The following is a 14,056-nucleotide window of genomic DNA, read 5'->3' as shown; positions in this document are numbered from 1 at the left end:
CATTTCAATGCCCCAGGTAACTGGGGTGTTTTTTGAATCATTTGGGGTATAAAAGCAAACAAACTTGAAATAAAGGGGTAGAAGCATGAGCAGGAAAAAGATCATTGTCATTGGCGCCGGGGTCAGCGGCCTGGCCAGTGCAGTCCGGTTATTGAATGAAGGCTTCGAGGTTGAGCTCTATGAGAAAAATTCTGAGGTTGGCGGGCGCATGGGTGTCATCAGCGGCAACGGCTTCAGCTTTGATCTGGGGCCCACGATTTTGATGATGCCTCAGATCTACAAGGAGGTGTTTAGCAGCTGTGGCCGGAATCCGGCCGATTATATCCAAATGGAGCGGCTCGATCCCATTTATAAGGTCTATTTCGGTGATGGATCGACCCACGAGGCGTCGTCGGAGCTGAGCAATCTGATAAAAACTCTGGAATCGGTTAGTGAAACCGAAACCCAGGGTTATCTGGCTTATCTGGCCGACGTCTATCAACGCTATCTGGTGGCCAAGGAATATTTCATTGAACGTTCTTTCCGAACCGCTACTGATTTTTATAATCCTAAAACCTTGCTCGCGGGGCTGCGGCTGCGCACCTTTGACAATGCCTTTGACTCAGTCGGTAAGTTTGTCAAGGATCAAAAGCTTAAGGAACTGCTGAGTTTTCAAACCCTCTATATTGGCATCTCGCCCTTTAACGGACCCTCAATCTATACCATTATTCCGATGATTGAACTGACCTATGGGGTCTGGTTTTTAAAGGGCGGGATGCGGGCAATGGCTGTGGCGATGGAAAAACTGTTTCGGGAAATGGGCGGCGAATTATTTTTTGATGCAGCAGTTGAGCAGATTAATATTGATGGCAAAGTGGTTCGTGGCATTACCGTTAATGGTGAGCAGAAAAGCGCCGATGGGGTGGTCTGTTCGGCCGATTTTCCTTACGCCATGAATGAACTGCTGCCGGCTGATTTCAAACACAAAAAATATCAACCTGCCAGGGTGGCAGAACTGGACTATTCCTGTTCAGCCTATATGCTCTATCTGGGCCTGGATATACGCGATTTTCCCGGCCTGAATGTTCACAACCTGGTCTTTTCGGAAGACTTCAAGGGCAATCTCGACGATATTTTCGCCGGCCGTTTTCCCGCTGATCCCTCGATCTACGTTTATGCACCTGCGCTGCTGGATGAGAGCCTGGCCCCTCCGGGGCAATTGGGGCTTTACGTTTTAGTACCGGTACCCAACTTAAAAGATGGCCCACTGGACTGGAAGGATGATCAGGTCGTCGCCGGCTATCGCCGCCAGGCGCTGGATAAGATCGGCCAGATCCTGCCACTAAAAGATTTTGAAACCCACATTATTTTCGAAAAAGCCTATACACCGCTTGATTTCAGGGCCGATTTCAATGCTCAGTACGGAGCAACCTTTGGTTTACGACCGACCCTCTTGCAGAGTAATTACTGGCGGCCCCAGCCCAAGGCGATGGGCTATCAGAATTTATATTTTGCCGGATCCAGTGCCCATCCCGGGGCGGGCGTTCCAATTGTCTTGACCTCAGCCAAGATTACCGTGGCAGAAGTGGTGAGGGATTTTCAATGATCACGGCAGCGATCCAAAAAGATCTAAACTGGTGCGAAACCCTGATTCAGAATAATTCCAGCAGTTTTTATCGGGCTTTCCGAAAATTACCCCGGGAACAGGCCCAGGCAGTGTTTGCCATCTATGCCTTCTGCCGGATTGCCGATGATGCCATCGATGTCGACAACAATCCCGAGCTGGTCAGAGCGATGGCCGGCAAATTATTGGCTTTTGAGGCCGGGGAGACCCCCGATGAACCGATGTGGCGGGCGTTGCGCTGGGCGTTTGACTCATTCCCCCTTCAAATTCGACCGTTTCAGGAAATGCTGATCGGTCAGCTTCAGGATGTTGACTTTCAGCAACCTAAAAGCTTCAACCATTTATTGGACTACTGCTATCTGGTGGCCGGAACGGTAGGCTTGATGCTCTGTCCGCTGCTGGCAAAACCAGTGACCAGCGAAACTGAAAAATTATCGGTGGAACTGGGCATTGCGATGCAGCTGACCAATATTTTACGCGATGTCGGCACCGATTACCGGCTTAATCGCATCTACCTGCCGGAGGATTTAATGATCGCCCTGGGTGTCAGCCCCGAGGATCTGGCGGGACCGCAACCGACCCCGGAACTGATCCGGCTCTGGGAACATCTTGCCGGCGAAGCTGAAAGTCGCTATCGTCTCATCTCAGCAAATCTCGAGTTGTTTGACAAAACAGCCCGATTGCCAGTGTTACTGTCGCTGCTTTATTATAGTAAAATAATAAACCGCTGCCGCAAAGCCCGGTATCGGTTGTTGGATCGCCGGATTTATGTTCCCAAATGGGAAAAACTGTTGCTTTTTGTTTCGGCCAATCGACAGCTGTTATGGGCCTCGTTTTGGCGATAAGCGGCGGAGAGTGGAGGCAGCTGATGGAAAATATCTGGATTTATCATAATATTCTGGGAATTATTGTATCGTTTATTTATGTATTTAGTGTCATTTTTCTGGCCCGGTTTTTAGAGCGCTTCGGCAAAGAAGCCAGCCGTAAAGCTGTCCACATACTGGTCTGCAACTGGTGGCTGGTGGCGATGATTTTTTTTGACGGTCCCATCTGGGCGGCTGTGGTACCGGCCTGTTTTGTCGTTTTGAATTATCTGTCTTACCGTTTCCAGCTTTTTTCAGCGATCGAACGGGGGTCCGGAAAAGGCGATCTGGGCACGGTTTATTATGCCATTTCGCTGCTGTTGCTGGCCCTGATCAGCTTTGGTCCACTGCAGAATCCGATCGTTGGTGGGGTCGGGATTCTGATCATGGGCTACGGTGATGGTTTGGCGGCAGTCGTCGGAACCCGCTGGCCGAAGCAGCGCTTTCAACTGTTGGGAGCAGAAAAAACCCTGTCCGGCAGTCTCACCATGCTGGTGGCATCCTTCCTGGTGACCGTGGTGTTACTGGCGGCTACCGGACAGCCCCAGGTCCTGATGCCGGCCCTGACGCTGGCGCTATTGGCGACCGGGCTTGAAGCAATAACGCCGCTGGGGCTGGACAATTTAACCGTGCCCCTGGTCAGTGCCGGGGCCTATTATTTTATCTTTGTCAGATAGGAGAAGCAGAATGGAAAATTTAATCGACTATAGTGCAGCGGCTCAAACAGGATCTCTATTGGAACATGTGGTCTATCTTTGCCTGTCTTTGGCCGGAGCAACTTTTGCATACCGGCGAAAATCATTAACCTTTTCGGCCGCACTGGCAGCCTTTTTTCTGGGAGCCGCCTTGTATTTGGCCGGCGGGCCCTTGTTCTTTATTTTACTGATGGTCTTCTTTCTCAGTTCCACCTTTTTATCTCGTTTTAAAGCCAGCTTAAAAGATCCCATTGAGGCCAGAATTCATGCCAAGTCGGGGCCCCGGGATATTTTCCAGGTTGGTGCCAATGGCGGGGCCGCGCTGATAATGGCGGTACCTTTTGCGATATCTCAGAATCCTGCTTATCTGGTGGCGGTGGCAGCATCATTTGCGGCCTGCAATGCCGACACCTGGGCTTCGGAAATCGGGATCCTCAGCAAGAAGGCCCCGGTTTCGTTAATCACCTTGAAACCAGTCAGCCCGGGACTTTCCGGGGGCGTCAGTCCGCTGGGTTTTTTGGCTTCACTGGGTGGGTCGGCAGTGGTGGCCTTGACTTATGGGGTGTATCAGTTTGCCGTTGGCAACAGCGGCCTGCTATTATGGATGCAAATTCTGATGATTACCTTTGGCGGGCTGCTGGGGTCAATCCTCGACAGCCTGATGGGTGCCGCTATCCAGGCCAAGTATATCAACCGTGAAACCGGTGAGCTGACGGAGCAGCCGGACCACAACAGTATACCCAACCAGCTAGTTAGCGGGATCACCTTTGTCAACAATGATTTTGTTAATTTTGCCAGTTCGTTACTGGCCGCTAGCCTGGTGCTGATTTTTGTCCAGCTCCAGTAAAGCTGCGATTGTGTAGAGCGTATTGGGTTTCATGAAAGGAAACGACAGATGATCAAACAGGCGTTTTTTCAGGGTAAAAACAAAAAGAGGCGATATTTTGAAGGCTGGTATTTTAAATGTATCAGTGCTGATCGAAAGCATGCCATTGCGATTATTCCGGGAATGGCTATTGATCCCCAGGGGCAAAAGCATGCCTTTATCCAGGTAATCAATGCCGTCAGCGGAAAAACCTGGTACCATCATTTTCCGTATTCGCAGTTTAATGCCAGATCAGACAAGTTTGATCTGCAAATAGAGAATAACGGCTTTAATGATCAGGGTCTGTCTTTAAATGTGGTTACAGCGGAAGGGAGCATTAAAGGACGACTGACCTTTAACAATATCCATCCCTTTCCTTCCGGCCGAAAGAATCCCGGGATTATGGGACCTTTTGGAATAATACCATTTATGGAATGCTACCATGCCATTATCCATTTATATCATGAAATAGCCGGCGTTATTGAATTGGATGGTGAGATTCACGATTTTAATGGTGGCGTCGGCTACATTGAAAAAGACTACGGTCGGTCATTTCCCAAAACCTATCTCTGGCTTCAGGCCAGCCATTTTGAAACAAGAAATGCTTCTTTTGTTTTTTCGCGAGCGAATATCCCTTTTTTGGGACTGGAATTTCCCGGCTTTTTTGCCTATTTTACAGATTTTAACGGAATCAGCCGGCGTTTTGCCACCTATAATCATTCCCGCCTGGTAAAGTGGAAAGTGGATCAAGCAAAGGGAACCTGTGCCGGCGAGCTGGAAGGACCGGACGGTGTTCTGACATTTAAAGCCCGGATGGACGGTGGGGGAAGACTCCGGGCGCCAGTAGATGGGTTGATGGATCGGGAGATCATCGAGAGTATCACCGCCGAGGTCTGGGTGCGCTTAGCCGATCAGCGAGGGATGGTATTGTTTGAAAGCTCCAGCAGTGAAGCTGGGATGGAAATATGTTTGGATGAGGGGGTTGTAGCGAAAAAATAATATTGACAAAAGAAATCAATTATCTTGCAGAATAATTGACTGAAGTTGCTTAACAGATGTTTCATCGTGGATTAGTGTTATGATATAATAATTCAAAATTAAATAATCGTTTTCAGGTGCCCCTCGGGGAGAATAGGAAAATAAGTGAGAAGCTTATACGGGCCCGCCGCTGTAAACTGGGAATTTCTGTCAATATGCCACTGTTTTAGAAATGGGAAGGCGACAGAAGTGATGATCATGAGTCAGAAGACCTGCCGGAAAATTAGTTGTTGAGAGATGTGGAAAGTCTGCGCTTTATTAGCGTAGCTTTTTTTTGTTTAAGATAGGAATAAATCGTTTTTAGACACGGTTATCAGAGATTTAGAGAATGAGGGTGGATAAAGATATGAAAGCAGTTGTTTTGGAAAAACCGGGCGAACTTGTGTTGCAAGATCGGGCCATGCCGGTCTGCGATGCTGGCGAGATTCTGGTGCGGGTCAGAGCCTGCAATATATGCCGAACCGATTTAAAATGTGCCACCGTAGGGCAACGGGATCTTGTTTATCCCAGAGTTTTGGGACATGAAATTGCCGGAGAGATCATTGCAAGAGGCAAAAATATAGTCGGGCTTCCTGTTGGTCAACGGGTTTATCTGCATCCGGGAATTTCCTGTGGGGTGTGTGAATATTGTAAAAAAGGTCAGGATAATCTCTGTGATCAGATTAAGATTATGGGTTTTAATTTTGATGGTGGTTTTCAGGAAGTTATTAAAATACCGTCTAAAGCAGTAAATGGAAAAGTGCTGCAGATCATTAATGATGACAAATTAGCATATGAAGAAATATCATTTATTGAGCCGCTGGCCTGTTGTGTGAATATTCAGGATCGCCTTAAAATGAACCGGGAATCAATGTTGGTGATTATCGGTGGGGGACGCCTGGGCTTGCTCAATTTATTTGTGGCAAAAGCCGAAGGCATTAAAAATGTTATCCTCATTGAAAAAAACCAGGCGCGCCGCGACCGTGGCAAAGAGCTGGGCTTCGATGCAGTTTTTAGCGGCGATGAGCCGGATCTGCCAGAACAGTTGAAAATGGCCACGAATAACCACGGCGTTGATGTGGTCATTCCCTGTTGTCCGGGATCAAAGGCCCTGGATCTGGCCTTGCAGATTTTACGCAAAAAAGGCACCTTGGGGTATTTCAGTGGGATTAGCCAGGATGACACTTTTTATCCAGACATCAATTTGATTCACTATAATGAAATTTCAGTGGTGGGGTCCTATGGCTGTAGTATTAAGCATAGTCGGAAGGCAAAAACCCTGCTGGAATCAAAAAAAGTTAGTGTGCGTCCTCTTATTTCCCATCGGGTCAAACTCGAAGAACTGGTCCGGGGAATGGATTATATAAAAAACGGCGATGGCTATTCAACCATTGTTGTGATGAACTAATCGGCGATTATGAAAGCGACATTCAAACAGCGATAGATTAAAGAATAACTAATAGTAAAAAAGAATAGTAAAATTCAAGGAGAAATCAAATGGAAAAAACAATCAGTATGAAAGATTATGGTCAGGTGATTACCCAGCTGATCAATAAAGAAAACCTGTCTAAAGATGATTCCAAAGAAATGTTTATGGAAATTTTAAGTGATAAACAAACCGCCATGCAGCAGGGTGCTTTTTTAGCGGCGCTCAGTGCCAAAGGAGCGACACCCGAGGAAGTGGCCGGGAGTTTTGAAGCGATTTACGAGGTAGATACCTTTAAGGTGGAACCCGTCACTGAGTTTCCGATTGTGGATAACTGCGGCACCGGGATGGATAGTTTTAAAACTTTCAACATCAGCACCGCGGCATCGATTATTGCGGCAGCAGCAGGGATTCCGATGGCAAAACACGGTTCCCGGGCATTGACCTCGGTTTGCGGCACCATCGATGTACTGGAAGCATTGGGCATCGACATGGATTCCAGTGTGGAGTTGGTCAAAGAAAGCATTGAAAAAGCCGGGATTGGTATTTTCAATGGGATGAGCCCGGAAGTCCACCCCGTCGCGCTGGGTCGGGTTTTATCGCAGATTTCCTTTGGCAGCGTGCTGAATATTTCAGCATCGCTGGCTAATCCGGCACTGCCGCAGTATGGAGTAAGAGGTGTCTACTCGAAAGAAATGCTGGCGTTCGTTCCCCAGATCATGGCCGAGATTGGCTATAAACGGGCCATTGTTGTTTATGGAGAAGTTGGGGAGCAATCGATAGATGAGGCTTCGACTCTTGGAACCACCTATATTGCCGAGCTGAAAGAAGATGGCACTGTGGAAAACTACTCGTTTAATCCACAGGATATGTTGATAACTCCGGGAATTGTGGATGAAATCCGAACGTTTGATTCAGTTGAAGCGTCGGCGTTGTGTATTGTGCGGCTTTTAAACGGGAAAGAAACCAAAACCCGGGAAGATATTGTTGCCCTAAATGCCGGGCTGATTCTGTATTTAAGAGACAAGGCGCCCAGCATTCGGGAAGGCTATGAAATGGCCCTGGAACTTATTCATAACGGCGAAGCCTGGGAGAAACTGAAAACCTGGGTTAAATACCAGAACCGGGATCGGCTTAAGGGACTGTCGACCTTATATGATCTGGAAGAAAAGGTGATGAAGTAAGATGATTCTCTATGCGTTAAAATCTGCTGAAGGGTATCTGAAAATGGCTGAAAATAAGGATTTTGCTCTGGTTGGCATCAACAAAGCCAGCGTTTATCCGGAAACCGAACTGGCGATGCTAAAAGCACTGAAGATTGAACTGCAGGAACAGCTTCCAAGCCTGCGGATTATTAAAATAACGCTGGAAGAAACGGATCATTTTGCTTAAACAAAAGTTTGATAGGATTCCCTTTACTATCTACCATTCGGGTGATATGATAAGAATATAAAAATTTAATTGTAAGAACCTTTCTCAACGAGAAAGGTTCTTTTGGCATGTGGATAAGATTCACCGGCTGAGAAAAATTAGCGCCGGCAAACTTATCCACAATTGTCCATAAAACCAACACAATTGTGGATAACATGAACTTTCAACAGAGGCGTTAAGATAAAAAAATCATTATCAAATAGAAAATATGAGGAATAACATGCATAAATTTGAAAACTGTTTGGTTGTCGGTATCTCGTCCCGAGCCCTTTTTGATCTGGAAGAGGAAAATCAGATTTTTAATCAAGAAGGGGTGGAGGCGTATACCAATTATCAGATTGAGCACGAGAATGATCTGTTAAAACCGGGGACCGGTTTTGCCTTAATCAAGGCCCTGTTGAAGCTCAACGAAATCGGTTCAGAGGAACGGAAAACTGAAATCATTGTGATGTCCCGAAATAATGCCGACAGCAGTCTGCGGATTTTTAACTCCATCAAGCACTACAATTTGGATATCACCCGGGCGGCTCTGGTCAGCGGCGCGTTATTGGCACCTTATCTGGAGGCTTTTAACACTGATCTTTTTCTTTCCGCCAATGAAGAGGATGTTCAGGAGGCCATTAATGCCGGAGTCGCGGCGGGGATTATTTATACCCAGCATCTGGCCTATGATGAAGTAAACGAAATCGATCAGATCCGGATCGCCTTTGATGGCGATGCGGTACTTTTCTCCGACGAATCGGAGCAGATCTATAAAAGCCAGGGCATCGAAGCTTTCCAGGCCAACGAAACAAAAAATGCCAGGAAGCCCTTGCCGGAGGGGCCCTTTGCCAAGTTTCTTAAAACCCTGTCAGCGATTCAGAAAGAGTTTGATAAAAACCGGGCGCCAATCCGCACGGCACTGGTCACCGCCAGAAATGCTCCGGCCCACGAGCGGGTCATCCGGACCCTGCGGGCCTGGGATGTGCGGATCGATGAAGCCTTTTTTCTGGGTGGCATGAGTAAGCAGGAGGTCCTTAAGGCCTTCGGGGCCCATATCTATTTTGACGATCAGGCCATCCATACCGATGCGACGGCGGAATTCGTGCCTTCGGCCCGGGTGCCGTATAAAAATAACGAAATTCAGACGGATTCAGAATAGTGAATTAGCAAATTGAAAGTAGCATCAAAAAAGATAGCTGAGATGGATTACTGTGCTTAGTTTAACGCGGGTCTGTGGTCGGGTCTTGATTATTTTGTGATAATTAGGTGAAGATTTTAATTAAAATGAAATTAACAATTCTCTGGTACAATGAGTATAATGTGTAGCAACTAAATATCAACAACCAGGCAGAAAAAGAAAGAGGGAAAGAATGAAAGACTATCGACCCGATGATTTTGATTTTAATAAAACCCTTGGCGAAATTAGTGCCGGTATCAAGAAACCAAATATTTTAATCTGCGGCGCCACCGGTGCCGGAAAAAGTTCGGTGGTGAATTATGTTTTTGGCGCTGCGGTAGCCCAAATCGGTCATGGCATTCCGGTGACCCGGGGGATCACCAAATATCAGCGGGCCGATGCCGGGGTGGTGCTTTATGATACTGAAGGTTATGAAGTCGGCACCGAGAAAATATCCCAATACCAGGCCAATGTCGAAAGCTGGGTAAATCAGTGGCGAGATGCGGCCAATAATCCGTCTAAAAAAGACGAGCCTAATTATGAACTGACCAACCAAATCCATGAGGTCTGGTATTGCATCTCGGGCGGAAATAAACGGGTAACCGACATGGACATCGCTGTAATCCAGATGCTTAAAGTGAAGAAGCTGCCGGTGGCGGCGGTCCTGACCCAAATTGATAACCTCGATGCCGAAGAACTCGAGGCCATGGAAGCGGCCATCAGAAACGATTGCCAGGTGGAATTTTTCCGCACCAGTGTGGCCACTGATCCGGCGGTGATAGCAGCTTTGCAGGATTATTTGCAATGGGAGGAACTGATCGGCTGGGCCATTGACAACCTGGATGAGTCCTTGCGGGAAGGCTTTATCAGTGCTCTCAAAGGAAATCTCGAGGCTAAAAAAAGACTGATCAACCACAAGGTTATTCCCCTGTATACCAGCGGTGCCGCCGGGGTGGCCTTAACGCCGATCCCTTTTTCTGATGCGGCGCTGCTGGTGCCGATCCAGATTAAGATGTCGCTGCACATCATGAAAACTTATGGGCTGGACCAGAAGCTGGGGAATCTATCGTCACTGGTGGGGTCGGTGGTGGTTTCTGAATCCGGCCGGTTATTGGCCCAAACCCTCAGCGCCAACCTCTTTAAACTGATTCCTGGAGTCGGAACGGCGATCGGAACCACGGTCAACACCGTGGTGGCCTCCAGCTTTACCGCCGCGATGGGCTATGCCATTTCGGAGATCTGTTTTCGCTGTGCTACCGCGGTGTTTGAAGAAGGCAAAGAAATTGAGTGGGCCGACTATTTTAATGGTGCAAATATCGCCGACCTGATGGCCGAATGGTTCAAGGTTTCCCGACATGGATAAACACTGCGAAACCAATGTCCTGATATTAGGGAAAACCGGGGTCGGGAAAACATCCCTGTTCAATTATATTTTTGGCGCTGAGCTGATGAAAACCGGAGCCGGCAGACCGGTGACCGGGATGGGGATCTTTGCCGAAACCATCCCTTTGAGCTCCGAGCTGGTCCTTCATCTTTACGACTCCTGGGGCTTGGAAGCGGATAAATCCGAAAGCTGGAAAGCCCTGATTCAGGAGGTGTTGGATCAGCATGATGTCCGGGAAATCAAGGACTGGTTCCACACCATTATTTATTGTTTGTCAGCTAAGTCTGCCCGGGTGGAAGATTTTGATCTGGAAATGATCACAGCCCTGGGGAAGGCTGGTAACCCGGTGCTGGTGGTACTGACCCATTGCGATGTAATGAATGTGGAAACCGCCATCGCGGCGATGCGAACAGAGATCACAGCAAAAACGGGGGTGCAGAGCCGGGATATTATCGAGGTGTCCAGCCACGCCAAAACATTGCTCAGTGGCAAGACCACCCAGGCCTTTGGTAAAGAAAAAATCATCCATCGGATCAAGGTTAATCTGCTCGATTCCATTTCCGGAAAAATGCCGCAAATATTGGCTGCCATCGGTCAGGAGCTGATCAATAAATGGTTTAAAGATTGTCAGGAAGTAGTCCAGAAGCATGTCAGATTTTTAAACCCGACCTCCGGGAAAAAAGAAGCCCATCGCAATGAATATTTTGATATCTATGCCCAGGAGATTTTTGATGCGATTGGCAAGGAGTCGGATGCTCTTTTTAACGAAGCCTATGAATTCTATACGGTCTTCAGCCGCCAGTTTTCAGGCAATGCCCTGGTGGAAGTGACGGATCAACAGCGCATTCCCCAGATTACCCATTTTCAGATAAAAAAAAGCGACAAAATCGGAACCTCAATTGCCGGGGCGGTTTTATTGGCGATACCAGTGGTGGGACTGCTGGGCAAATTTGCCATCCAGGAAAAAACCCGGGCCTATTATCGGGAAGGACTGCGCCACAACAAGGCCTTGCTTGAGCAACACCTACAAGTCTGTGTCCAGATGTTATCCCAGGAATTAAAAAAAATTAATCAAGGATTTCAGATTGAAGAATAACTGGTTGGTTTTGGGGTATATAAATAGACAACCGTAAATTCATACATAAGAAGGAGAGACAGAGATGGAACTGGTAGATAAAATTGGCGTGATATATTGGAGTTACAAAGAAAGCACTGAGATTATGGCCGAGAAAATATCAAATGGTATTGATGAAGCCGGCGCCAAAGCGATTTTAGTCAACGTGGTTGACTTTGATATTAACAGTATTGACAGCTATTTTAAAATTGCCCTGGGATGTCCGGCGATGGAGGGGGAAGCCCTTGAAAAAAGTGAATTTGAGCCGCTTTTTAAGGCGATTTCCGAACATCTAAAAGGTAAAAAGGTGGCTCTTTTCGGATCCCATGGCTGGGGTGCTGGTGAGTGGATGCAGGATTGGGAGAACCAGGTAAAAGATCTGGGGGCCATTCTCTTTGATAAAGGTCTGACTATCTTAGGAGAACCCGATAAAGAGGCACGCCACCGGTGTGTGGAGTTTGGCAAGGCCTTTGCCGAGTTTTAAAAATTTGTTATTTATAGCACTGCATCAGATAATGATCAAAGCCCTCGAAGCAAAAACTTCCAGGGCTTTTTTGTCACAACATTTTATCAAACCAGGGCAGATTTTGAGCAAGGGGGGTGCTCCTGAATCTGCCCTGGTGATTCAGTATGTTTTTATAACCGTAAAATAGTAAATCAGATTGTTAGTTCATGCGGCTGACAAAGTCAGAGTAAGCTTCAATGCCGTGTTCGTGAACGTCAAGACCTTCAATTTCAACAACTTTTTCAACGCGTAAACCAACTGTTTTCTTGAGACCATAGAAAAGCAGAAAAGAAGTACCCAAGGTCCAGGCCGCAACTGAAACGACACCAATGGCTTGTACGACTAACAGATCAATTCCGCCACCGTATAATAATCCCAGAATAGCATCTTCGGTTCCCGGCAGGTAGTTGGCAAAGAAACCAACCAGTAAGGTACCAGCAACACCGTTCATACAGTGAACGCCAATGGCGCCAACCGGATCATCTATTTTCAGCTTTTGATCGATAAATGGGATACCGAAGGTGATGATCAAACCAGCGATGATGCCGATGACGATGGCGCCCCAGATGGTAACTACCAGACATCCGGCAGTGATGGCAACCAGTCCGCCCAGCACACCATTAAGGGTCATTGAAATATCTGGTTTTTTGTAACGGGCCCAGGTCAGGAACATAACCGTTAATCCGCCAGCGGCGGCAGCCAGATTGGTGGTCATGGCAATATGGCCAATGTCTAAATTCACGGCTAGAGTACTACCACAGTTAAATCCGAACCAGGCAAACCAGAGAATGAAGACACCAAGCGCACCTAAGGTTAAACTATGACCAGGAATTGCGTTAGCTTTGCCATCCTTGTTATATTTGCCAAGACGCGGGCCAACAATGATAGCGCCCATTAAAGCAGTCCAGCCACCAACTGAGTGAACAACGGTAGAACCGGCAAAGTCAACAAATCCCATGGTGCTAAGGAATCCACCGCCCCATGCCCAGTGTCCGACAACCGGGTAAATGATCAGGCTGACAAAGGCTGAGATCACACAGTAAACCGAGAATTTAGTCCGTCCGGCCACAGCTCCAGAGACAATGGTAGCAGCAGTGGCACAGAAAACGGTCTGGAAAAAGATGAACAGTTCTGGTGTAACCGCTTCAAAAGCTGATACATTAGTCAGGTTTTCGGGATTGAAAAATCCGCCCATTCCGATGAATCCGCCCACATCCGGGCCAAACATAAAAGCAAAACCAAAACAGAAAAATAGGATTGAGCCAATCATAAAATCGACAAAGTTTTTCATGATGATGTTCCCGGCATTTTTAGCCCGGGTAAAACCAGTTTCCACCATTGCAAAGCCAGCCTGCATAAAGAAGACCAGGACTGCTGCCAAAAATACCCAGACAATATCGATATATTGTTGTAATGCTAATAATTCCATAATAATAACCTCTCTTTTCAAATTAAATCATATAAATGGAAATAAAGTAATCAATTAGGGTATAAAAAAAGAAGACAGCTTTAATTGAGCATTAAAACCTATCTCCTTTGATAGTTTAGATTACTTTCTCTATTCATATTATATTGCATCAACTCCATGATCACCGGTACGGATACGAACAACATCGGCGACATCGTACACGAAAATTTTACCGCCACCAATTTCGTCATCGTTTGCCAGACGGTCTTTAATGATCTTAATGATAATTCCCGCTGTCTCAGCATCGGTTACTGTTTCCACCTTGATTTTGGGAAGAAAATTGACGGTGTAAGCCGTCCCGCGATAGGATTTCTGATAACCCTTCTGGTTTCCGTATCCCATAATATTGGTAATCATCATTCCCTGAACATCACAGGTATTGAGGATTTCTTTCAGGTCTTCCAGTCTTTCGGGTTTAATGACTATTTCAAGCTTTTTCATATGAACCTCCTTATAGTTTAACATGAAATATGATAACTGGGGGAGGGGGATAAATCCCAACCCCAATTATTTTTTTATTGTAGTG

At 46.9% G+C, this 14,056-nt stretch carries 14 protein-coding genes and 1 riboswitch; of the genes, 12 read left to right on the top strand and 2 right to left on the bottom strand.

Features of this window, described 5'->3' with window-relative positions:
* Positions 1 to 85: 85 nt before the first annotated feature.
* From crtI to ABGU93_RS09090, 12 genes are all read left to right on the top strand, one after another.
* Positions 86 to 1,585 carry a phytoene desaturase family protein gene (crtI, locus tag ABGU93_RS09145; protein ID WP_347413161.1) on the top strand — a complete coding sequence of 500 codons (1,500 nt, stop codon included), beginning with the start codon at positions 86 to 88 and terminating at the stop codon, positions 1,583 to 1,585.
* On the top strand, positions 1,582 to 2,448 hold the full coding sequence (locus ABGU93_RS09140; RefSeq protein WP_347413160.1) for a phytoene/squalene synthase family protein: 867 nt from the start codon (positions 1,582 to 1,584) through the stop codon (positions 2,446 to 2,448). Before crtI ends, ABGU93_RS09140 begins: the two co-directional genes overlap by 4 nt.
* A 23-nt stretch (positions 2,449 to 2,471) precedes the next feature.
* Positions 2,472 to 3,143, top strand: a complete 672-nt coding sequence (locus ABGU93_RS09135) for a hypothetical protein (protein ID WP_347413159.1) — start codon at positions 2,472 to 2,474, stop codon at positions 3,141 to 3,143.
* A gap of 10 nt (positions 3,144 to 3,153) precedes the next feature.
* The gene (locus ABGU93_RS09130) at positions 3,154 to 4,008 is read left to right on the top strand and encodes a DUF92 domain-containing protein (protein WP_347413158.1); all 855 of its coding nucleotides are present in this window, start codon (positions 3,154 to 3,156) and stop codon (positions 4,006 to 4,008) included.
* A 48-nt stretch (positions 4,009 to 4,056) separates the two neighbouring features.
* Positions 4,057 to 5,025, top strand: a complete 969-nt coding sequence (locus ABGU93_RS09125; protein ID WP_347413157.1) for a tocopherol cyclase family protein — start codon at positions 4,057 to 4,059, stop codon at positions 5,023 to 5,025.
* Positions 5,026 to 5,122: 97 nt separating this feature from the next.
* Positions 5,123 to 5,299, top strand: a riboswitch (cobalamin riboswitch).
* A gap of 111 nt (positions 5,300 to 5,410) precedes the next feature.
* Positions 5,411 to 6,451, top strand: a complete 1,041-nt coding sequence (locus ABGU93_RS09120; protein ID WP_347413156.1) for an alcohol dehydrogenase catalytic domain-containing protein — start codon at positions 5,411 to 5,413, stop codon at positions 6,449 to 6,451.
* An 89-nt stretch (positions 6,452 to 6,540) separates the two neighbouring features.
* Entirely contained in the window at positions 6,541 to 7,653 is a 1,113-nt protein-coding gene (gene trpD / locus ABGU93_RS09115) for an anthranilate phosphoribosyltransferase (RefSeq protein WP_347413155.1), read from the top strand.
* A 1-nt stretch (position 7,654) separates the two neighbouring features.
* Positions 7,655 to 7,861 (top strand): hypothetical protein, encoded by a 207-nt coding sequence (locus tag ABGU93_RS09110; RefSeq protein WP_347413154.1) that lies wholly within the window; start codon positions 7,655 to 7,657, stop codon positions 7,859 to 7,861.
* A gap of 259 nt (positions 7,862 to 8,120) precedes the next feature.
* Positions 8,121 to 9,041, top strand: a complete 921-nt coding sequence (locus ABGU93_RS09105) for a 5'-nucleotidase (protein WP_347413153.1) — start codon at positions 8,121 to 8,123, stop codon at positions 9,039 to 9,041.
* 211 nt (positions 9,042 to 9,252) lie between these two features.
* Positions 9,253 to 10,422, top strand: coding sequence for a dynamin family protein (locus tag ABGU93_RS09100; RefSeq protein ID WP_347413152.1), 1,170 nt, complete (start codon positions 9,253 to 9,255; stop codon positions 10,420 to 10,422).
* Positions 10,415 to 11,539 carry a GTPase domain-containing protein gene (locus ABGU93_RS09095; protein ID WP_347413151.1) on the top strand — a complete coding sequence of 375 codons (1,125 nt, stop codon included), beginning with the start codon at positions 10,415 to 10,417 and terminating at the stop codon, positions 11,537 to 11,539. Before ABGU93_RS09100 ends, ABGU93_RS09095 begins: the two co-directional genes overlap by 8 nt.
* Before the next feature lie 64 nt (positions 11,540 to 11,603).
* Complete coding sequence (locus ABGU93_RS09090; protein WP_347413150.1) at positions 11,604 to 12,041, top strand: flavodoxin; 438 nt, start codon at positions 11,604 to 11,606, stop codon at positions 12,039 to 12,041.
* 181 nt (positions 12,042 to 12,222) lie between these two features.
* Here the strand turns inward: ABGU93_RS09090 and ABGU93_RS09085 are convergent, their stop codons facing one another.
* Both ABGU93_RS09085 and ABGU93_RS09080 read right to left on the bottom strand, forming a co-directional pair.
* The gene (locus ABGU93_RS09085) at positions 12,223 to 13,491 is read right to left on the bottom strand and encodes an ammonium transporter (RefSeq protein WP_347413149.1); all 1,269 of its coding nucleotides are present in this window, start codon (positions 13,489 to 13,491) and stop codon (positions 12,223 to 12,225) included.
* Between the two features lie 138 nt (positions 13,492 to 13,629).
* Positions 13,630 to 13,971, bottom strand: a complete 342-nt coding sequence (locus ABGU93_RS09080) for a P-II family nitrogen regulator (protein WP_347413148.1) — start codon at positions 13,969 to 13,971, stop codon at positions 13,630 to 13,632.
* Between the last annotated feature and the right edge of the window lie 85 nt (positions 13,972 to 14,056).

Source organism: Acetobacterium sp., assembly GCF_039830195.1.
Lineage (GTDB): Bacteria > Bacillota > Clostridia > Eubacteriales > Eubacteriaceae > Acetobacterium.
The sequence above is the reverse complement of the archived record's forward strand: the minus strand, read 5'-3'. Positions and strand labels throughout refer to the sequence as shown.